This window comes from Gordonibacter sp. An230 (assembly GCF_002159915.1).
GTDB lineage: Bacteria > Actinomycetota > Coriobacteriia > Coriobacteriales > Eggerthellaceae > Rubneribacter.
In genome coordinates, this window is the sequence record NZ_NFJP01000017.1 from 34,161 (window position 1) to 53,882 (window position 19,722).

13 protein-coding genes are annotated in these 19,722 nt (G+C 64.8%); 4 read left to right on the top strand and 9 right to left on the bottom strand.

The window, feature by feature from the left end; translation table 11 throughout:
* Window positions 1-448: 448 nt before the first annotated feature.
* Both secD and B5F40_RS09895 read right to left on the bottom strand, forming a co-directional pair.
* Window positions 449-3,022 (bottom strand): protein translocase subunit SecD, encoded by a 2,574-nt coding sequence (secD, locus tag B5F40_RS09890; RefSeq protein ID WP_087194175.1) that lies wholly within the window; start codon window positions 3,020-3,022, stop codon window positions 449-451.
* A gap of 178 nt (window positions 3,023-3,200) precedes the next feature.
* Window positions 3,201-4,757, bottom strand: coding sequence for a helix-turn-helix transcriptional regulator (locus B5F40_RS09895; RefSeq protein ID WP_162610950.1), 1,557 nt, complete (start codon window positions 4,755-4,757; stop codon window positions 3,201-3,203).
* Window positions 4,758-5,049: 292 nt separating this feature from the next.
* Between B5F40_RS09895 and B5F40_RS09900 the strand changes: the two genes are divergently transcribed.
* On the top strand, window positions 5,050-6,690 hold the full coding sequence (locus B5F40_RS09900; RefSeq protein WP_087194177.1) for an FAD-dependent oxidoreductase: 1,641 nt from the start codon (window positions 5,050-5,052) through the stop codon (window positions 6,688-6,690).
* 46 nt (window positions 6,691-6,736) lie between these two features.
* Here the strand turns inward: B5F40_RS09900 and tgt are convergent, their stop codons facing one another.
* Together tgt and B5F40_RS09910 are read right to left on the bottom strand one after the other, a co-directional pair.
* Complete coding sequence (gene tgt / locus B5F40_RS09905) at window positions 6,737-7,882, bottom strand: tRNA guanosine(34) transglycosylase Tgt (RefSeq protein WP_087194178.1); 1,146 nt, start codon at window positions 7,880-7,882, stop codon at window positions 6,737-6,739.
* Between the two features lies 1 nt (window position 7,883).
* Entirely contained in the window at window positions 7,884-8,780 is an 897-nt protein-coding gene (locus B5F40_RS09910; RefSeq protein ID WP_087194179.1) for an HAD family hydrolase, read from the bottom strand.
* A 92-nt stretch (window positions 8,781-8,872) separates the two neighbouring features.
* Between B5F40_RS09910 and B5F40_RS09915 the strand changes: the two genes are divergently transcribed.
* A complete protein-coding gene (locus B5F40_RS09915; RefSeq protein ID WP_087194180.1) occupies window positions 8,873-9,655 on the top strand; it encodes an epoxyqueuosine reductase QueH in 783 nt (260 codons plus the stop codon).
* A gap of 728 nt (window positions 9,656-10,383) precedes the next feature.
* A complete protein-coding gene (gene queA, locus B5F40_RS09925) occupies window positions 10,384-11,463 on the top strand; it encodes a tRNA preQ1(34) S-adenosylmethionine ribosyltransferase-isomerase QueA (protein WP_087194182.1) in 1,080 nt (359 codons plus the stop codon).
* Window positions 11,464-11,483: 20 nt separating this feature from the next.
* Here queA and B5F40_RS09930 read toward each other — a convergent pair whose 3' ends face one another.
* Entirely contained in the window at window positions 11,484-13,088 is a 1,605-nt protein-coding gene (locus B5F40_RS09930; RefSeq protein WP_087194183.1) for an FAD-dependent oxidoreductase, read from the bottom strand.
* Window positions 13,089-13,340: 252 nt separating this feature from the next.
* Here B5F40_RS09930 and B5F40_RS09935 point away from each other — a divergent pair, with 252 nt between their 5' ends.
* Window positions 13,341-14,822, top strand: coding sequence for a response regulator transcription factor (locus B5F40_RS09935; protein ID WP_162610951.1), 1,482 nt, complete (start codon window positions 13,341-13,343; stop codon window positions 14,820-14,822).
* A gap of 590 nt (window positions 14,823-15,412) precedes the next feature.
* Here B5F40_RS09935 and B5F40_RS09940 read toward each other — a convergent pair.
* The 4 genes from B5F40_RS09940 to B5F40_RS09955 all read right to left on the bottom strand — a co-directional run bounded on the left by B5F40_RS09940 (window position 15,413) and on the right by B5F40_RS09955 (window position 19,608).
* Window positions 15,413-15,616, bottom strand: coding sequence for a cold-shock protein (locus B5F40_RS09940; protein ID WP_087194185.1), 204 nt, complete (start codon window positions 15,614-15,616; stop codon window positions 15,413-15,415).
* 148 nt (window positions 15,617-15,764) lie between these two features.
* Window positions 15,765-16,271, bottom strand: coding sequence for a hypothetical protein (locus tag B5F40_RS09945; protein WP_087194186.1), 507 nt, complete (start codon window positions 16,269-16,271; stop codon window positions 15,765-15,767).
* A gap of 7 nt (window positions 16,272-16,278) precedes the next feature.
* Window positions 16,279-17,961 carry an FAD-dependent oxidoreductase gene (locus B5F40_RS09950; protein WP_087194187.1) on the bottom strand — a complete coding sequence of 561 codons (1,683 nt, stop codon included), beginning with the start codon at window positions 17,959-17,961 and terminating at the stop codon, window positions 16,279-16,281.
* Window positions 17,962-18,126: 165 nt separating this feature from the next.
* A complete protein-coding gene (locus B5F40_RS09955; RefSeq protein WP_140396475.1) occupies window positions 18,127-19,608 on the bottom strand; it encodes a helix-turn-helix transcriptional regulator in 1,482 nt (493 codons plus the stop codon).
* Window positions 19,609-19,722: the final 114 nt, after the last annotated feature.

Here is a 19,722-nt window from a genome sequence, read left to right on the forward strand (position 1 = left end):
CGGTATGAGAACACGATGACGGCCGCCGCGGCGGCCGTCATCGTGAGAAACGGCGCACGACGGCCGATGAGGAAATCGAGCCGCCGCTCCTCGGCATGATCGCCGAAACGGCCCGCACGCCGCCGTCAACCGCTCCGCGCCGTTGCGATACGCGCGTCGAAGGCGCCTCCTTCAACGCTCTTTCCATTGCTCTCTCGCTTGGAGCGACTGCGGATCAAGTTTCCGACGGCGCCTTCGGCCGCAGCTTCGCTCCCCTCCATAACGGATGCGCCCCTTCTGCTGAAGACCCCGCCTGCAACTTCCGAGGCAACACGGAACGAAGGCTCAGGTTCAGCGCCTCCTCGTCCGAGAAGCGGCAAAAAGGATGGGAAGGGGGCTTGCGGAAAGAACTCGCCTGCCAACCAGCCCTCCCCATGAAAGAAGCGGGCCGAAGCCCGCCTCCTCCGCATCATTTCCTCTTGCGAGAGCGCTTCCCGCGCGCAGGCTTCGACGGGGCCCGCTTCGCAGCGACCTCAGCAGAGCCTCCCTCGTCTGACGCACCCTCATCGGACCCTTCCGCAGCTTCTCGCTCCTCTCCGGATGCTCCCTCGTCGGCGTAGAACGCCTCGAGGCGCGGATCTCCCGGCAGGTACCCCAGGTAGCAGCGCTGCACCTCCGGCCCGTACTTCTTCACGAGCTTGGCGTACTTCGGCTCGCGCTGCTTCCAGATGGTGTAGATCGGGATAGCCACCGAGATGGTCGAGTAGGCTCCGCACACCAAGCCGATTGCCATGGCGAACGCGAAGTCCTTCAGGGTCTCGCCGCCGAACGCGAGCATGGCGACCACGGGGATGAGCGAGGACAGCGAGGTGTTGAGCGTGCGGATGAACACCTGGTTGACCGAGCGGTTCGCCATCGTCGCGAACGTGCACGAACCCTCGTCGCCCTTCATATTCTCGTTGATGCGGTGGAACACGACCACCTTGTCGTAGAGCGAGTAACCCAAGATGGTGAGCAACGCGGCCACGGCGTTCGGCGTGACCTCGCGCCCGACGAGCGCGTACACTCCCACGACGATGACGATGTCGTGGATCAAGGCCACGATGGCCACAACGCCCATCTTGTACTCGAAGCGAATGGCAATATAGGCGATGATCAGCGCGAAGGAAACCGCGAGCGCGATGAGGGACGACTGGATGACGCTTGCGCCCCAGTCGGGCCCGATGGTGGACACCTCGAACGAATCAGCCGACCAGCCGAACCGCCCGGCCACCTGGTTGGCCACGTCGGTGGCCGCATCGGGAGAGGTGTTCGACGTGCGCACGAGGTATCCCTGCTCCCCGTCGGTCACCGCCGTCTGCACCACGGCGTCGGGCTCGCCCGCGTCGGAGAACGCGCTGCGCACCTCCTCGATGCCCACGTCGCCAGTGGCGCGGAAGTTGATCGAGGTGCCGCCTTGGAACTCGATGCCGAAGTTTAGCCCGCGCACGCCCACGACGACCGCCACGGCGGCGATCATGACCGCCGCGATGACGAGGAACGTGCGACGATGGCCCACGAAGTTGATGTCGCGCTTGATGAAGCGTCCTTTGACCTTGCGCGGAAGCCGACCCGCTTGCTCGGCCGCAACGAGATCCTGGCAATCCTTGACGTCCCAGAAGCCCGGATGCTTTGCGACGACGTTCGGAGCCAGCAGGCGGATGAGCGGCATCATGAACACGAGCATCGCGACCACGTTGCAGGCAATGCCGAGCGCAAGCGTCAACCCGAAGCCCTTCACCGATGCGCTGGCCAAGAAGAACAGCGTGAGCGCCGAGACGAGCGTCACGAGATCGGCGTCGATGGCCGTGCTGATGCCGTGGCGCACGCCCGTGACGGAGGCCGCGCGCACGCTCCTGCCCATGCGCACCTCCTCACGAACACGTTCGAGCACGAGGATGGACGCGTCGGCGGCCATGCCGATGGTCAGCACAATGCCGGCGATGCCCGAAAGGGACAGGCTGAACAAGCCGAACTGCGAAAGCAGCGCAAGCAGCCCCAGGTAGAACACGCCGAACACGGCCATCATGGCCACGGCGACAAGGCCGAGCCCCCGATAGAACACCAAAAGGTACAAAAGCACGACCGCAAGACCGATGGCCGCCACGAGCACGCCGGAGGCGAGAGCGTCTTGGCCGAGCGTGGGGCCGACGGTCTGGCTCTGCGCATACTCGAAGCTCACGGGAAGCGAGCCGCTCTCGAGCACGGTCTGCAACGCTTTCGCCCCGTCGAGCGTGTAGCCCCCCGTGATGGACACCTCGCCGTTCGGTATCTCGGACTGCACGGCGGGCGCGGACTGCACCTCGTTGTCCAAGATGATGACGATCTTGCCGTTGCTCGACACAAGATCCTTCGTGGCTTCGGCAAACGCAGCCGCCCCTTCGGAGTCGAGCTTCACGTTCACCGCGTAGTCCGCAGACGTTTCGGACGCCTTGCCGACGCTCACGTTCGTAATGTTGGCGCCGGTGACGAGCGGCGTGTACGTGCCGTCGGCCACCTGGAGATGCTCTTCGGTGCCCGAGGGGAGCGAGATGCCGAACTCGTCGGTGACGACCCCCTCCCCGCCGTACTGGCCGTTCTCGATCTTCGTCTTCACGTCCTCGTCGGTGAACGAGTCGAGGCGCGCGAACTCCAGCTTGCCGGTCTTGCCGATGGTGTCGAGCGCGTCCTCGGTATTCGTGAGGCCGGGGATCTGCACGAGGATCTGGTCGGTGCCCTGCACCTGCACCACGGCCTCGGAGGCGCCGAGCGCGTTCACGCGGCTCTCGATGATGGCGCGGGACTTCTCCATGTCCTCGTTGGACACGGCCTGCCCGTTCTCGCCTTTCGCCGTGAGCACGACCGATAGGCCGCCTTGGATGTCAAGGCCCTGGCTGATCCTCTCCTGCGGCGGCGTGAACAGAAACACCGATCCGATGACCAGCAGGGTCGTGACGACGAGAAGCCAGACGTTGCGCCTGTCCTTCGATCCCGACCGCTTCTTCGTCTTGCGCGTTGACGCCATGAAACGTTCTCCCTACCTACGCATGCGGCCGCGCGTCGCCGCGGTCGCAGAGCCTCCCTCGATAACTGAACCATTCTGCCACAATCTAGGAGAATACGCCAGAACGGTTTGCGAGCGAAGACCAAAAGAGCGGCACGTTCGCATGGCGACCGCAACAGCTGGGCGAACGACCCTTCCCTCAAGGCCGCTCGCCCAGCCTTCCGTCCATGAGCGAATCCACAAGATCGATAAGCTCCTGCTTAGAGTGCACGTCGAGCTTCCGATAGATGTGGCGGCGATGGGTGGCCGCCGTCCCCTCGGAGATGAACAGCTTCTCTTGCACCCTCTGCAGGCTGTTGCCGCGCGCCAAGATGGTCAGCACCTCCGCCTCTCGCTCGGAAAGGCACTTCTCCAAAGCAAGGCGATTGCACGCTTCGGACAGGGCGTCCTCCTTCCCCATGAGATCGGCTATATCCAGGCGAAGAGGGAACCTTCCCGCGGCGACCAGCTTCGCCGTCTCCAAAGGCTCCCGAACGACCAGCACGTTCGTAGCCAGAAATGCGGACAGAAGCGCTATGAGGCCGGCGAAGTAGACCATCTCCTCCCCTATGGGACTGCGCGCCATCGCGAAGTAAGCGAAGAGCAGGCCGGCACACGCGCCGAAACCGATGCCCGCGACGCCCCTCAGCGCTCCGGAGGAGCCCACGGCGCGCAAATCCCCCTCCTCGGTCAAAACGAGCACGACCGCCAGCGGCACTACCGCGAACGCCGACAGGGCCGCGAAGGCCATCGCGAACTGGAGGGCGTAGGCGCTCTCGCCGCTCAGGGGGAAGAACGCCGGGATGGCCGTCGCGCAGCTCAACCGCAGCGCCATGTACGGATCCTCCTCGCGGCGACGCACCCAGCCGACCACGAGCAACACGCATGCCGTAGCCACTCCGAGAAACGGCGTCGTCCAGGTCAGCGGCGCAACCGTCCCCCGTCCCGCCGTGAACGCGAACACGCACCCCATGGTCGTCCACGCAAGCCCCACCAGGAACAACGAGGCGAAGGCCCTGAGCGTCGTGCGACGGACGCACTGTTTGAACAGCGGAGCCTCCTTGCCCGGGTCGCGAGAGAAGCCGGACGGATCGCGCCGCCTCTCCGCGCACGGCCCTGCTCCGGAGGAGCGGAGGCCGGAACCCGATGCGAAAACGAGGGCCGCTGCGGAAAAGACCGTGCACGCCAAAGCCGCGACATCGAGCGCCGCATCGGAAAGCGGCGAGAGGAACACGCCCGCCGTAACAGCCGCCAGGATCGCCGCTCGCATCCTGCGACCCGCCGGCCACCACGACGCCTCGCGCAACCAAGCGCCCGCAAGGCAGCCCCATGCCGCCCCGAAGCACGAGCACAGCAGCGTCCCGAGCGCCGTCGACGGCTCGGTCGGCACGCCGCACGCAGCCAGCAGAACCGAACCCACCGCTGACAAGACGATGCCGAGCAGGGCGCAGGAACGCAAAACCACCGCCTCCGAGCGAGCCCGCGCAAGCACCGCGACCGCCAACGCCGCCGCGAAGAGCGCAGCGAACGACAGCAGGAAAAGGAACAGGGCGTCCTTCGCTCCTGGGTCCTCGAACAATCCGAGTTCGTAGCGCCCCATGAAAAACCGCGCGCACGGCGCCCACGGCGCGCAGAGGACGAACCCCGCGAACCCGAGCGCCTCCCGAGGCGTCGCGCGCGCACCCGACGCGCGCTTCCCGTCGTCCCTTTCGCCCATGAGCCCTCCCAAGCATCCTCCTCGTACGCCGCGCCGCGCTCGCGCAGCTCCCGAACCGACCGTACCCGAGAAGCTTCGCAAACGCAAGCCGGGAGCAGCCCTCTCCGTCATCCGAAACAGATGATTCTGGCCAAACGGCGCATCAGCCCGTCATCCAAAAGCGCCGAAGCTCGAAGTTCAGCGGAAACGGGGGATTCTGACGCGGGCGCCGCATGCTGCAATACGGGTCGAAGGGCGGCTCGGACCGCCCCAGACGGAGCCGCATAAGCGGCGCGAGATCAGGGAGGACGATATGGAAGCGAAAAGGGTGTCGAGACGCTCGTTTCTACGGGGCATGGGACTGGCGGCCGCCGCGAGCGCGACGGCGGGCGCGCTGTCCGCATGCTCGCCGAAAAACGGTGGCGACGACGCCAAACCGACGGACGCGGAGCGTCCGGAGACCGAAAGCTGGACGGCCGACATCGAGGAGCTCGGGGAGCCAGAGGAGATCCTGAACGTCGACGTGTGCGTGGTGGGCGCCGGCGGCACGGGGCTGGCAGCCAGCATGCAGAGCGTCCAAAACGGCCTGTCCGTGGTCTGCCTGGAGAAGAACGGGGCTCCGGGAGGGTCGTTCATCTGCACCGAGGGGATGGCCGCCATCGGAACGCACTGGCAGATGGACGAGGGGGTGGAGATCCGCCAAGACGAGCTCATCGCCGAGCTGATGGCCTACCACCACTGGATCCCCGACTACGACCTGTACCGGACGTTCCTAGAGAACAGCGCCGATGCCATCGACTGGCTGGAATCGCTGGGCTGCAACTTCCAGCGCGTCCGCGCGTTCGGCCCCTCCTACCAGGTCTGCCACGAGTACGCCGGCGATCCGGCGCAAGGCCTGGGATCCCAGTTCGTCGAAAGCATGGTGGCAGCCGCCGAGAAGCTCAACGTGGATATCCGCTGCAGCACGCCGGCGAAGCGCCTGGTCGTCGAGAACGGAAGCGTGGTCGGCGTGCTGGCGACGGACGAGGACGGCCGCGTGATCAAAGTGGAGTGCCCTTCGGTCATCATCGCAACCGGAGGCTACGGCAACAACCCCTCCATGCTCGAGGCGTTGGCCGGCGTCGACCCCGACAAGGTGGTGGCCTCGGGAACGCCCGGCCACGACGGCGACGGCATCCGCATGGCCCGCAACGCGGGCGCTGCGCTGTGCTGGGACGCCGGAGTGGCCAACTTTTACGGCAACATCCTCATCGGCAGCACCTACGGCAGCCACGTGTCGGCAGCTTGCTCGCTGCAGCCAGTCTTATGGGTGAACGAGAAGGCGCAACGCTACGTGAACGAGGACATGTTCGCGATCAACTTCCCGTTCAACGGCATGGCCCGCAAAGGGCAGAAGTCGGCGTTCACCATCATGGACCAGTCCATCATCGACAGGTTCGTCAACGAGGGCACCCAGGTGGAGGTGGGCGCCGCCGCACCTGCAGGCACGCCTTACGAGACGCTGCTTGACGACATCCAAAGCATGCTCGACCAAGGCAACGAGCATATCTTCATCGAAGACAGCATCGAGGCGCTCGCCGAGAGCGCCGGGCTGGATCCCGAGGCGCTCGCCGACACGGTGGTGCGCTACAACGAGCTGTGCGCCGCAGGAACGGACACCGATTTCGGGAAGAGCTCCGACTTCCTCATCCCCATAGAGACGGCGCCGTTCTACGCCTTCGAGGTGGGCAACGGGTTCTTCACCACCGTAGGAGGCATCAGGGTGTCCACGAAAGCCGAGGCCTTGGACGAGAACGAAGAGCCCATCCCCGGCCTCTACGTGTGCGGCATGGATTCAAGCGGGTTCTACGGCGACTGCTACGACGCGGGGGTCGCTCCGGGATCTACGGCGGGCTGGGCAATCGTCTCCGCACGCTTGGCCGCCAACGCCGCGAAGGAGAGGGCGGGCAGGTAGCCCGAAGCCGTGCGCCGGGCAGAAACCCCGTCCGGCGCCCCTTCCCCTAGTAGTCTTTCGCGGCGGGGCTGGCCATCCACTCCCCGTAGAACTCCTCGTACGCATCGGCAAGAACGGCTTGGCGGGCGCGGCGCATGAGGTCGATGAGGTAGTGCAGGTTGTGGATGGAGAGCAGGATGCCGCCGAGCATCTCGTTTTGCTTCACGAGGTGGCGCAGGTAGGCGCGGCTGTGGTTCCGGCAAACGGGGCACGTGCACGCGGGGTCGAGCGGGCCGAAGTCGCGCGTGTATTTCGCGTTGCGCATGTTCATGCGCCCCGTCGAGCTGAACGCCGTGCCCATGCGCGCGGTGCGCGTGGGCAGCACGCAGTCGAACATGTCCACGCCTTCGCGCACCGCGCGCACGAGCGTGGTGGGGTTGCCCACGCCCATAAGGTAGCGCGGACGGTCCTCCGGCAGCGCACGGGCCACCTGCCCCAGCGTCTCGAACATCACCTCGTGGCTCTCCCCCACCGAGTAGCCGCCGATGCCGAAGCCGCCGAAGCGCCGGCCGCCCGAGGCGAGGCTCTCCCGCTCGATCGAACGCAGCGCCTCGACGGAGCGCAACCGCAGATCGAGGTGCATACCGCCCTGCACGATGCCGAAGAGCGTCTGATCGGGCCGCGCATGCGCGGCCAGGCAGCGTCGCGCCCAATTGGCCGACAGGTCCACGGCGCGCGCCACGAAACCGCGCTCGGCCGGATACGGCGCGCACTGGTCCAGCTGCATGGCGATGTCGGCGCCCAGCTGCTCCTGGATGCGCATGTTCTCCTCCGGCGTCCAGCGCACCTTCGCGCCGTCGTAGATGGAACGGAACGTAAGACCGTCCTCGTCGAGCTTCACCGTGTCAGCCAAGCTGAACACCTGGAATCCGCCGGAGTCGGTGAGCATGGGGCCGTCGTAGTGCGCGAACGCGTGCACCCCGCCGGCCGCCTCCACCACGTCGGCGCCGGGGCGCAGCGACAGATGGTAGGTGTTCGCGAGTACCACTTGGGAGCCCAAGTCGCGCAGCTGGCCCGCGGTGACGCCCTTCACCGTGGCGCTCGTGCCGACGGGCATGAACACGGGCGTGCAAAACGTTCCGTGCGCCGTTTCGAACGACAGGGCGCGGGCGTGGCCGCTGCGCGCGTCCTGCGCGCAATCGAACAGCGCCATCTCAGCCCTCGACTCCGTCGATGGAGAACCCGGTGCGGCCCTCGCCTCCGACAGGCATTGCGGAAAGGGCGCTCGCTGCGGCCCGGCCCTCCGCGATCGCGCGCTCGCGTGCGGCGGCGCCCACAAGCCCTGCGTCTATGCCCGAAGCCGGGTTCGCGCAGGCGGGGAGCCCCTCCGCCCAGTCCGCGAACTCCTCCATCGTGCCGCAGCGCACCGAGGATGCGTCGAAGTCTCCCGTAGGGTCGAGCAGATGGTCCGTCACGAGAAACGCATCGGCGCCGAGAGCACGCGCGGCGAGGTCTTCCACCGTGTTGTTCCCCACCATGAGCACGTCGGCGCCCGAAATGCCCGCCGCCGCAATGCTCTCAGCGAAGTAGGCGGGCTTCGGCTTCACGCTCGTGGAGTTCTCGAAATGCGTGATGCGGGAAAACCGCGCCGGATCGACACCGGCCCATTCGAGCCTCCAGCGCACGGCGCGCTCCGGAAACATCGGCATCGTGGCCAGCACGAGGGGGTAGCCCTTAGCAGCCAGCGTCTCGACAGCGCGCGCAGCAGCCGGATTCGGCACGATGCCTGCGCCCAGCAACCCGAAATCCCGATCATAGAAACGCGCCAGCTCGCCGCCCCAATCGCACGCATCGGCATCGACATGGGCGAAGTAGCCCTCCCAGAACGCCTCGTCGTTCGGGCGGCCATCGTCATGGGAGGCCATGTTCTTGATGCCGGCCTTCATGCCGGCCATGAAGGCCTCGGACGGAATGCCGAAGCGGGCGACGTAGCCGCCGAGCGCGGCGAAGTAGGAGCGCATGAACTCGTCCGTCTCCAAAGGGAGCAGCGTCCCGTCGAGGTCGAAGAAGATTGCGCGGTACGGCCCGGCCGCCTCGGTGCGTTCGTTCATTGCGTAGCCCTTCCGTTCGTCGTCGTGCGTTCTGCCCTGATTTCTCTCGACATGGTAGTATACGAGACGATGCAAAGGAGCGCCGAAACCCGATGAAATTGCTACTTCACGCCTGTTGCGGGCCATGCTCGCTCGAACCGGTGCGCATCTTGCGCGCTGAGGGGCACGACCTTGCCATCCACTACGCGAACTCGAACATCGCGCCGGCCGAAGAGCACGCGCGCCGCCTGGCCACGCTGCGCGCTTGGGCCGACGGCGAAGGCCTGCCCGTCTTGGAAGGGCCTTACGATCCTGCGACCTGGGAGGCGTGCGCGGGGCGCGTCGGCGAGGCCGCGCTCTCCGCGGTCGGCGGCGACGTGCTGCGCCTTGCAACCGAAGAGGGGGCCCGCGAGGCCCGCTGCCGCGCCTGCTACCGACTACGGCTCTCGGAGACGGCCCGAACGGCTGCCGAGCAGGGCTTCGACGGCGTGGGCACGACGCTTTCCGTAAGCCCCTATCAGTTCTCGGACGTCATCCGCGAGGAGCTCGTCCGCGCGGCGGCGGATGCGGGCGTGCGCGCCGTGTTCGAGGACTTCCGGCCCTTCTATGACGAGGCCGTGCGCCGAAGCCGGGCGCTTGGAATGTACAGGCAGAACTACTGCGGCTGCCGCTTCTCCCAAGCCGAAGCAGAGGCCGAGCGGGTCGCGCGCAAAAAGGCGCGCGCCGCCGAACGCGCTGCCGCGGCCGAGGCGCGAGCCGCCGAGCAGGCGGACGCGGCGGCCGAGCGCGCCGCTCGCAAGGCCGAACGGGCAGCCTACGATGCCAAACAGGCCAGAAAGCGCGCCGTGCTGAAAGCGTTGAGGGAGCAGAGGCGCGGGAACGGCGAGAACGAGTGACCAACGGCATGTGGCGAGGGGAAGGGGCGAAGCGCGCTGCGACGACCGGCGATTTGCCTTTGAGCGCAACGGGGCGGCAATCCTTGACCCGAAATTTGATTCCAAGCGCAAGATCCGCCTGATCGCCACTGGCAAGACGGGCGCTTTCCATGCGCCGTCCTCGCTTCCGCGATATTATCCCAGGTTGCCAAAACCGATCATGCCGGCCGGCGCGAGTTCGGAGCCGCGGGACCCCGTCAGCCCCCCCCCATGCCCGGCGGCGATCTTGTGGATTTTGCGCCGAGAAGGCCTTCCGCGCCGCAAAGCGAGGTCCGCAGGGACGGCCCGCCGGATCGTTCGCGCCGAAGCCCGCATCCGAGGCCCTGGCCGCAACATGCCGTCCCCGCCCCCGCTTCGGCAACGAAGATCCTCCCCTCCCGAAACCCGCCGCACTTCGAAAAGGCGGCACCGGCCCAACGCGAACGATCCGCAGACACAAGGCCGACGCGCCAGCCTTCGCCCTGCATCGGACGCGACGCGCGCGGCCCCGGCGGCCCTCCCTCGACCACCTGCACCGCCTTCTCAACAAGAAGCGCAGATGGCGACGCAGCCGATCGGAGGCGAGGGACGGCAGGCGTCGAAGTAGGGGCCTGCGAAGGGCGGTCCGGAGCGCCCCTGGCCCGGCGCACCGCGAATGCCTATAATGGTTGGGTTCGGACGAACCCCACCCCCTTCGCGAAGGAACCGACATGCTGACGAGCGATTTCGACTACGACCTGCCCCCCGAGCTCATCGCGCAAGAGCCCGCTCCCAACCGAGACGGTTGCCGCCTGCTCGTGATGGATCGCTCGACCGGCGCTCTCGAGGACCGCGTGTTTCGCGACATCGTCGAGTACCTGCGTCCGGGAGACGTGCTCGTGGCGAACGAGACGCGCGTCATGCCGGCGCGCCTCGTCGGCACAAAGAGAGGCACGGGAGGCGCGGCCGAAGTGTTCCTGCTGCGCCAGCACGGTACTCCCTTCGACAACAAAAGCGCGCTCTGGGAGGTGCTCGTACGGCCCGGAAAGCGCCTCAAACCCGGAAGCGGGGCCGTGGTGGACTTCACGGACTCCAAGGGCAACGCAGCGCTGTCGGCCGAAATCGTGGATTGGGCGCCGAACGCCCAAAAAGGCGAACGCGTCGCGCGTATCTCGACGACGCTGCCTTCGCTCGACGAGGCGCTGCATGCGGTTGGCCGAACGCCGCTGCCCCCTTACATCAAAGACTACGCTGGCGACGAGGAGCTCTACCAAACCGTGTACTCCCGCCGAGAGAGCTCGGCGGCAGCCCCCACGGCGGGGCTGCACTTCACGCCCGAGCTCATCGAGCGGCTGCGCGGACAGGGCGTGGGGTGGGAGACGGTGGAGCTGGAAGTCGGCTTGGACACGTTCCGCATCGTGGACGAAGACGACCCCGAACGGCACGCCATCCACACCGAGTTCTACACCGTGGGACAGCGCACTGCCGACGCCGTCAACGAAGCGCGCGAACGCGGCGGACGCGTGGTGGCCGTCGGCACGACGAGCGTGCGCAGCCTCGAGAGCGCCTGGGACGCCGAGCGAGGTCGCCTCGCCCCGAAAGAGCGCGAAGCAACCTCGCTCTACATCCTGCCCGGATACGAGTTTCGCGCAGTGGACGCCCTCATCACGAACTTCCATGTCCCGCGCTCCACGCTCATGATGCTCGTCTCCGCATTCTCAACCCGAGACAACGTCATGGCCGCCTACGCCCACGCCATCGCCGAGCGCTACCGCTTGCTCTCGTTCGGAGACGCGATGCTCATCCGCTGAGGCAAGCCGCGGGGCTCACCTTACGAGAGGCCGAGGGCGCTCCGCGCGGCAATCCGCCCGAACACGAGGCATTCGGACAGGTTGCACGACCCTTGGTAAAGATGCGACCAGAGCGATCCGAACTCGCCGGCAGAATACAGGCCCGGGATCGGATCGCCTTTCGTGTCGAGGATCTGCGCCTTCGCATTCCGGCGCGGCCCTCCGTCTGTGTTGAGCAGCTCGCAGCACAGTTTCATCGCGTAGAACGGCCCGTTGGCAACGGGATTGAGCGTCGAAGGCGGGCGATGGAAGGACACGTCCTCACCCTGCGAGCAGTACGAGTTCCAAAGGTCCACCGTCTTCTTCAGCTCGTCCGCGGGAACGTCGATGAGATCGGCGAGCTCTTCGATGGAGTTGGCGGAAACCGCAAACCCGTCCGCCACCGGATCTCCCGAGCCTTCGACGTAGGCATCGCCCGCACGATCTTGGTCGTAGACGAACCACATCACCGAAGGCAGGGGCAGAAGGGACCATTCGCCACCGAACTGCTGATGCCCGTGGCGGCACCCCACGTCGCCCTCAAGCGACGCCAGCTTATCAGACTGCGGCCATCCCGACACCGACATGTCCCAGTCCATGAAGAACCGACGGCCATTGACGGCCACGGTTATGCCGTTTTGCTTGTTGATCTTTCGATAGGCGCAGTACTTGCTCCCGTCAAGGGCGACGGCATTCGTCCAAAACCCCGCGCACGAATGCATATGCCACATGTCCGCCCCGATCCTTGCGCATATGCGATGCCCGTCGCCCGTGTTACCAAGACCGGCCACTGGGTGAGCGTGGGGAGCGGAAAGGTAGTCTTGCCGCATGACCGAGTCGTTCTCGAAGCCTCCGCAGCACATGACGACGCCCTTGTTCGCCTTGGCGCGCGTCTCTTTCCCATCGTCGTCATACACGACCCCGACGACGGCGCCGCTGTCGGGATCGAGCACGAGATCGGTCAGAGGCGCCTTGGTCTTCTCGGTGACAACGTCGTCGTGGGCCTCGACCACCGACAGGGCAAACTGGGATATGTGCTTGAAGCTTTTGGATCCTTTCTTGTCGAAGCTCATATAGCGATACGATTCCGAATGAGGAAGCTCGCCAAACTCGCCTTTTCCGGAGCCATCCTCGTTCGTGAATTTCATATCGGATTCATCCGCGCCAAGCCCAATCACCCAATCGCGCAACCCGGCACTTCCTTCGGCGAACGCCTCCAGAATATCGTCGGGAGTTGCCGTGTACTCCCCTCTCAGCGCCTTGAGGTACTTCGCAAACGCCGCGGCGTCGTCGGTGTACGTCACGCTTCCAGATGAGTACTGGCTGTTGCCACCTCCGGCAGGTTGCTCGCTTTTCTCGAGCAACAGACACGTGGCCCCCTCGCCCTCTGTGGCCACCGTGATAGCGGTCGCAAGTCCGGCAAGGCCGGCCCCTACGACGACAACGTCGTACTCCTCATCCCAGGTCGCATCGTCGGAATTCGGTAATGCGTCCTGAGAACCCCTCGGTGAGCATCCCGTCAAACCAAGTACCGATCCTCCGACCACCCCAAGCATCCCCAAGCCAGCCGCTTTCACAAACCCGCGTCTCGTCGTCTTTCCTTTCATTACCTCCTCCTTCTGTCGCTCTTCGAAACCGAATGCCCAAAAGCTATCGTGTTCTCTTTACCCCCAAAACGCAAAAACCGGGTGAAAACGCCCCTCCCCTTTCGACGCCCTGCCACAAGCGGGACTAGTCCGTGCGGGGTGAGGCCTTTGATAGCGCGACCACCCCTACGAGATTCGGATCCCGCCTTGCACCCAACTGACCACTTGCCTACAATGGTCGAAGGGGATCTTGTCGAATCGACATGGGAAAACATGATTGAAGCAGTAAAAGATTCCATCGCCAAGTACTTTTCGTCTGTGAATGAGCAGGCGCCGTTTCTCGGCTATCTCGGTGCTGCCTTCTGGTCCGCATGGATCCTTGCTACAAGCGGAGTGCAAGATTGGGTTTCATCCTCATTCGGGGCAGAATCGGCCCTCTCAGCGACATACGTCGAAACGAGAACTGTGGCAATCGCAGCGCTCGTCCTCTTCGCCTTCCTCGGGCACAAGACGACCAAGCTTCTCGAAAGCAAAAGGATCATGCTCCTCGCCTCACTCGCAGCCGTAGCGGGAAATGTCCTCCTAGCCTCGTCATGGCTTCCCTCTACCGTCTCGACAACACTGCTTCACACAGGTTCTTTGCTCTCAGGATGCGGCATGGCCTTTCTGTTGATAAAGACAGGATTGCTTTACAGCACCCTCTCCCCTTGGAGAGCCATGCTCTTGTTCATGGTCTCCCAGATGATCGCAGCGTGCCTGTACCTCGTCATCACAGTCGCACCCACCGAAGCGTCAACCGTAGCGTTCTGCAGCCTCCCTCTCGCCGCCGCCGTGACTTTCGCACTCGTTCCGAAATCTTTTCGCGGCAAAAGGAGGGTCTCCGAAAGCCGGGGCGCCATCGACGGCTTCGCACGACTCGTCCTCATGATCTTCGCATTTCGGCTCTGCTCAAATTACGTCAAGACGCTCCTCGCGGCTTCTCAGACGTCAGATTCCATAGAACTCGGGGTCGTCGGAAACATCCTGCTCAAAATGCTCGTGGCCTTCGCGTTCATCTGCTACGCCTTCAACGCGAGCAAGAAGGTCGATTACGGACGCGTATGCTATTTCCTCTTTGTGGGGTCCACGATGACACTTGCCGTGATTCCCCTTTTCAAGGATCAAGCGCCGCTATTCTACGCGCTCAGCGGCACGTTAAGCGGGCTCACGGGAAGCATCGCTTTCTGTATCTTCGCCTACATCTGCTTCCAATCAAAGGCCTCACCCACTCGAGCATTCGGCTTCGGTTATGCAGCAGTTCTACTTGGAAGCCTGCTCGGGCAGGTGCTCGGCGGTCAAGCCGGAATGTTGATATCCCATGAAAGCCTGTCTTCGGCGCCATTTCTCGCGGCCGCGTATGCTTTGATACTGCTCGCGCTCCTCGCGTTTTCGCCGCGCCAGCTTGACAAGTTGGCGGCCCCGGAAAAATATGAAGACGCGCTGGATCTCACCAAGAAACGGGAAGCAGCAGATGCCGAGACCTTCACCGCGCGCTACGACATCGTCGCGCGGAAGTACCGCTTGACTGATCGAGAGCGCGAGGTTCTCGAGCTTCTCGCAAGCGGACACGGGCGCGCTTACGCTGCAAACCGCCTACACGTGTCGATCAACACCGTAAGGTCACATTCGCGAAGCATCTACACCAAGCTTGATGTCCACTCCCATGCGGAACTCATGACAGTACTCGACCGCACCGAAACCCGGCCATCCGGATAAGCCGTCCTTAGAGAAAGAAGCGGCGGCGGCCTCACCTGATAACGCAGCTACTCTATGCGGGCAGAGAGCCGTCGCACGGCATGCGTGTCACCTTTGGCAATCACAGCCCCTCGCATATCGCTTGACATCGCAAGAACTCGCGACACCTCGACCTTTCTTTCCTCAGTTTGCCAAGGCGGTTCCGCCGCAACTGGACGCCTGCCGAAGTCGCCGATCTAGACACCGACGATCCGGCAGCCAGACTATCCGATCCGTGCTGCTAGGACGCGGGAGGCGCACCTCACTCTTCGATGAGCACCCGCAAACCTCGGGATTCCAAGACGCTGCGCAGATGCACTAAGGCATCGGCCGCCTTTGCGAACGTCCCTTCCCACGACGTCCCACGACCGCAGAGCTATTCTCCACATGCGCGTTTCGACCGCCTTAAGCAATGCGTAAGAACGTTGACAACTCCTTCCCAACGCCGAGGGCCTTCGGCGGCCACCCCGGTTTGCGATGCCCGCCGATCCCAAAGTTGCCTGCGGCACGAAGGGCGCACAAAAAAATGCCCCTGCTTCCCGCAGGGGCATTTCGGCGTTGGCAAAAGACGCTTACAGCTTCACCACGTTGCTCGCCTGGAGCTTGCCGTTCTGGCCGGTGGTGACGTCGAATTCGACCGCTGCACCCTCGTCGAGAGTCTTGAACCCGTCCATCTTGATCTCGGAGAAGTGGACGAAGAGATCCTCGCCGTCGTTCTGGGAGATGAAGCCGTAGCCCTTCTCGGGATTGAACCACTTCACAGTACCTTGCGCCATCTTAAATCCTCTTTCCTCTCCCCGATCCCTCGGGAAGGTAACACTGCGTGCTGCGTGGCGGCAGCACTCGCCCTCACCTCGAGAGCACTCGTCCACTATACGCCATACGGAGGGAAAAATGGTCGGGATTCTGCTTTTCGCGCCTTTTTTACCGATCCGTTGACTGGAGGGCTGCGAAACGCTCGCAACTCTCGAGCGTCTGCGCGTAATCCTGTCGGTACGCGGCCACCTCCTCCTCGAGCTCAGAAAGGGCCGCGTCGTCCATGAGCGCGGAGCGGGCGTCGTCCACCGAAGCGAACGGCCCCTTCTCGAGCGCGCAGCTCAACGCGCGCTCGGCGTTTCGGCATGGCCCGACGCAGTATCCGCGCAGCGCCGCCGCCTGAAGCACGGCGCGGCGCGCCTTGCCCACGGCGTCCCCACCTCGTCCGTCGCCGACGGCAGGGCCGCATTCGCTCGCATGGGCGAGGCCCCTTTCGGTGGCGGCCAGCCGCTCCTCGGCGGCTGCAAGCAGCGCGGAGCGCGATGCGCGCTCGGCCTCAAGGCGCACCACGCGTTTCGCCTCGCGCGCACGGGCAAGACGCTTCCCCTGCCTCCGCATGGCCGGCAACCGGCCGAGCAATTCCCTCAAATGGGTGAAATCGGCATCGGCATCCATAACCGCACTACGCTTTCACCTGGTCGTACACGCCGGCAAGCTGCTCGCCCAGGCATTTGCCCTCAACAAGGCAGCGGCCATGGCTGTTGCCCTGCACGTTGATGGGGTAGTCGTAGGCGTAGATGTCCCCCGCGCAGTTGCCGATGGCGTAAAGGCCGGGCACCGGTTCGTCGGCGTCGTCGAGCACCTCGAAGTCGTCCGAGATATGGATGCCCCCGCACACGGCAAGCAGCCCGGGCGCCACCATGCACGCTGTGAAAGGGCCTTCCTTTATGGGGTAGAGGAAATGGGCCTCTTTGTAGAAATCCACGTCCTCGCCTGCCTCGCATCGCTCGTTGTACCGCTCGACCGTCGCAAGAAACTCGTCTTTGTCCACCTCGATCAGCTCCGCCAGCTCCTCGAGCGTGTCGGCGCGTTTGTAGTAGACAGGAGCGCTCTCCAGCCCTTTCTCGACCGTCTGCGTATGGGCGTCAACCGCCGTCTGGTAATCGGTGCCGAAGGCGCGGAAGCTGTCCCAGAACATGCCGCCGCCGTACTGTAGGCTGTCGAGCAAATCGGTTTGCCAGTTGGCGTCGAAGATGGACCAAGCATGGTCGGCGCCGCCGTTCACCATAACGCCGACGCACTTGCCCTGCACCCAGGTGGCCTCGTTCATGAAGCGCTTTCCGTCGGGGTTCACGAACAGGAAAGGCCCGTGGAACGCGGCGGCAGCCTGAGGATGCATCATGGTCGGCCACGGGGCCGCCTGGAAGGTGCCGCCCGCCCAGGCGGCCATGTTGTGGCCGTCGCCCACGTTTCCTTGGTCTGAGCACAAGCGCGTCATCACCTTGAAGGCGATCGGCGCGAACTCCTCGAGGTACTCGTCGTTGTAGCTCACATCTCCCGTGGCAAGAACCACGCCTTTGCTTGCGTTGTACTGCACGTAGTCGCCCTCTTTGCCCTGGCAGATAGCGCCCGTCACCCTGCCGTCGCCGTCTTGCACGAGCTGCACGGCAGGCATCTCGTAAACGAACTGCGCGCCCGCAGCCACCGCCTCGGCCTCAAACAGGTACTCCACGAAGTCGGCTGCCGAGTGCTGCTCGAACACCTCGCCGCCCATGATCATATGGTAGCAGTCGATCTCGGGATGCACCGCGCTGCGCGACCCGACGGTGACCATGCAGGTCGCACCGTTTTTCTCAGCCAGGTCGAGAAGCCAGTTCATGCAGCGCTCGGACTCGCGGAACCACTTCGCCACGAGCGATTCACGACAGCGATTGCCGCATGTGGACACCCATCGCTCCATCTCGATGGGCTTGTCGAAGCTGATGCCCAGCTTGTCCAGCTCGCGCGATCCGATGGCGCCCGTGCCACCTACGCCGTGGCCGTTGAGCATGGCGTCCTTCTCCACGAGGATCACCTTCGCGCCGTTCTCGGCCGCGCTGAGCGCGCAGCACGTGCCGGAATAGCCCCCGCCGATGACGAGCACCTCGGTGTCCACCGTCTCCTTGATCCGCTCGGCGGCGATGGGCTCGGGCTTGACCTCCCACGTATGGGAGCCCTGCCCTCCCGCCGTACCCGTCCCCCCGTCGTCCGACGAATCCGGCGACTGAGGGCTGCACCCAACGACGCCGAGCGCCGCAACGCTCGCTGCGCTCAGAGCCGCCCCTTTGAGCAGGCTTCTCCTTGAAATCCTCGTCGATGCACCCATGTCGTTCCTCCTCGCTCAAACGGTTTCCCTTCCGCGGTTCAATCGCCCGCGATTTGAAGCGAAGCTTATCCTCGGGCGGAAAGACGCCGCATCCCATGATTCGGGTTGTTCGGAATCGCCGCAGGTAGGCGTTGGAGAATCCCCTGTTTTACGGGGTGTCCGCAATCAATCGAGCAGATCGACGAGCTCTTGGCGAGAGTGGACTCCCGCCTTGCGGTAGATGCTTTTCATGTGGTCTCGCGCCGTGTTCTCGGAGATGTAGAGCTTGCGGGCGATGGCGGGCACGTTGTTGCCCCGCAGCACGAGGGCCACCACTTCGCGCTCACGGGGGCTGAACGGCTCAGCCAAGCCGAGCGCATCGCAGCGCGCGTCGAGCGCAACCGAGCGGTCCGACTCGGCGCGGGTGCCGGACGCGCCCGGTTCCGGCAAGGACGCGGGCTCTGCAAGGGGGGCGCTGCCGCCCACCACAGCCACGTCGATGCGGGTCCCTTCATGGACGGGTGCCGCATCGCTTCTGCGCCCATGACGGCAAAACGACATGAAGAGCAGCACCATGGAAAGCGCGTATACGCACAAGAACAGCACGTTCACACCCAAGGAGAAGTCGTATGCGACGATGGGACCGAGCCCTTTGCCCACCGCATCCCCTGCGAACATGGCCGCGAGCGTAGGGCCCACGCACAGCACATACGTTTGGGCCGCCGGCGCGCCCCGCTCGCTCGAGTACACCGCGCATGTCACGATGAGCAGCAGGTTCAGCACCTCGAACCCGAGCAGCAACATGCCCACCAGAAGCGGCGCGAACTGCACGCCCAGAAGCGGCGGCAGCATGAGCACTCCCGTCACGAGCGGGAACAGCACCTGGTACACCCGCAGCGCCTCGAATCCGCGCTCAGAGAACAGCTCGATGAGCAGCACCGCCGCGGACGCGAGTGCCAAGCCTCCAAGCCCCGCCGCAGACGACGCGTCTGCCGAAACCGAGAACAAACCGGCCACGAGCTGCCATGCGAACCCGACGGCGCACGTGCAGAACACCGGCTTCCACAGCACCCGCGCTGCGGCAGCCGCGAGCGCACGCGACATGCGCGCAGGGGGATCGGCGGGCACGATCTCGGACAAGCTCAGTCGCAAGGTGGCGGCCGATGCGACCGGCAGCACGCCGACGACGCATGCGATCCTGACACCGTCGGGCAGCATGCCGAGCACGGCGCTCACAAGAGCGGACAGGACCGCCGACAAAGGGATGCAAATGGCCGTGCGGGATGCACCCTCCGACGCGAAGAACTGCTGCCATGCCGCGTAGAAGAACCCGGTCGCGCCGCCGACGAGCACTCCGGCCAGCGCAGCCGCGGCAAAAGAGGGCGCTCCTCCGGGACGAAACGCCACGCTGAACACAAGCGCCCCTGCGGCCAACAGAACGCCCGCAGCGTACGCGAGGCGCGGCGGGAACGCCGAAACGCGGCGCTCGGCGAGCGCCGCCGACGCCACCGCCGCGATGACGCAAACCTGCTGGCACGCTTCGAACAGGCGAAGCGCCGCTTCGCCAATGGGCGAGCCGTCCACATCAGCGGAAGCCGATAGGCCGCCGAACGCAACCGCCCACACGAAGGCGAATCCCACATGGTGCCAACGCAGCGACGATATCAACGCTCTTGCTTTCGCGCCCGACAACGAAACCCTCCCCTTTGGCTCGACCCAACCCTTCCCGTCGCGGCCCGATACGCCCCAAACCACGGACAACACGTCGACCCGACGAGAAAA

Coding starts and splice junctions, on each gene's coding strand:
- B5F40_RS09950 (WP_087194187.1), bottom strand. CDS start 17,961: ATGGGTGCATCGACGAGGATTTCAAGGAGAAGCCTGCTCAAAGGGGCG.
- B5F40_RS09935 (WP_162610951.1), top strand. CDS start 13,341: ATGATTGAAGCAGTAAAAGATTCCATCGCCAAGTACTTTTCGTCTGTG.
- B5F40_RS09915 (WP_087194180.1), top strand. CDS start 8,873: ATGAAATTGCTACTTCACGCCTGTTGCGGGCCATGCTCGCTCGAACCG.
- secD (WP_087194175.1), bottom strand. CDS start 3,022: ATGGCGTCAACGCGCAAGACGAAGAAGCGGTCGGGATCGAAGGACAGG.
- tgt (WP_087194178.1), bottom strand. CDS start 7,882: ATGGCGCTGTTCGATTGCGCGCAGGACGCGCGCAGCGGCCACGCCCGC.
- queA (WP_087194182.1), top strand. CDS start 10,384: ATGCTGACGAGCGATTTCGACTACGACCTGCCCCCCGAGCTCATCGCG.
- B5F40_RS09895 (WP_162610950.1), bottom strand. CDS start 4,757: ATGGGCGAAAGGGACGACGGGAAGCGCGCGTCGGGTGCGCGCGCGACG.
- B5F40_RS09900 (WP_087194177.1), top strand. CDS start 5,050: ATGGAAGCGAAAAGGGTGTCGAGACGCTCGTTTCTACGGGGCATGGGA.
- B5F40_RS09930 (WP_087194183.1), bottom strand. CDS start 13,088: ATGAAAGGAAAGACGACGAGACGCGGGTTTGTGAAAGCGGCTGGCTTG.
- B5F40_RS09945 (WP_087194186.1), bottom strand. CDS start 16,271: ATGGATGCCGATGCCGATTTCACCCATTTGAGGGAATTGCTCGGCCGG.
- B5F40_RS09910 (WP_087194179.1), bottom strand. CDS start 8,780: ATGAACGAACGCACCGAGGCGGCCGGGCCGTACCGCGCAATCTTCTTC.
- B5F40_RS09940 (WP_087194185.1), bottom strand. CDS start 15,616: ATGGCGCAAGGTACTGTGAAGTGGTTCAATCCCGAGAAGGGCTACGGC.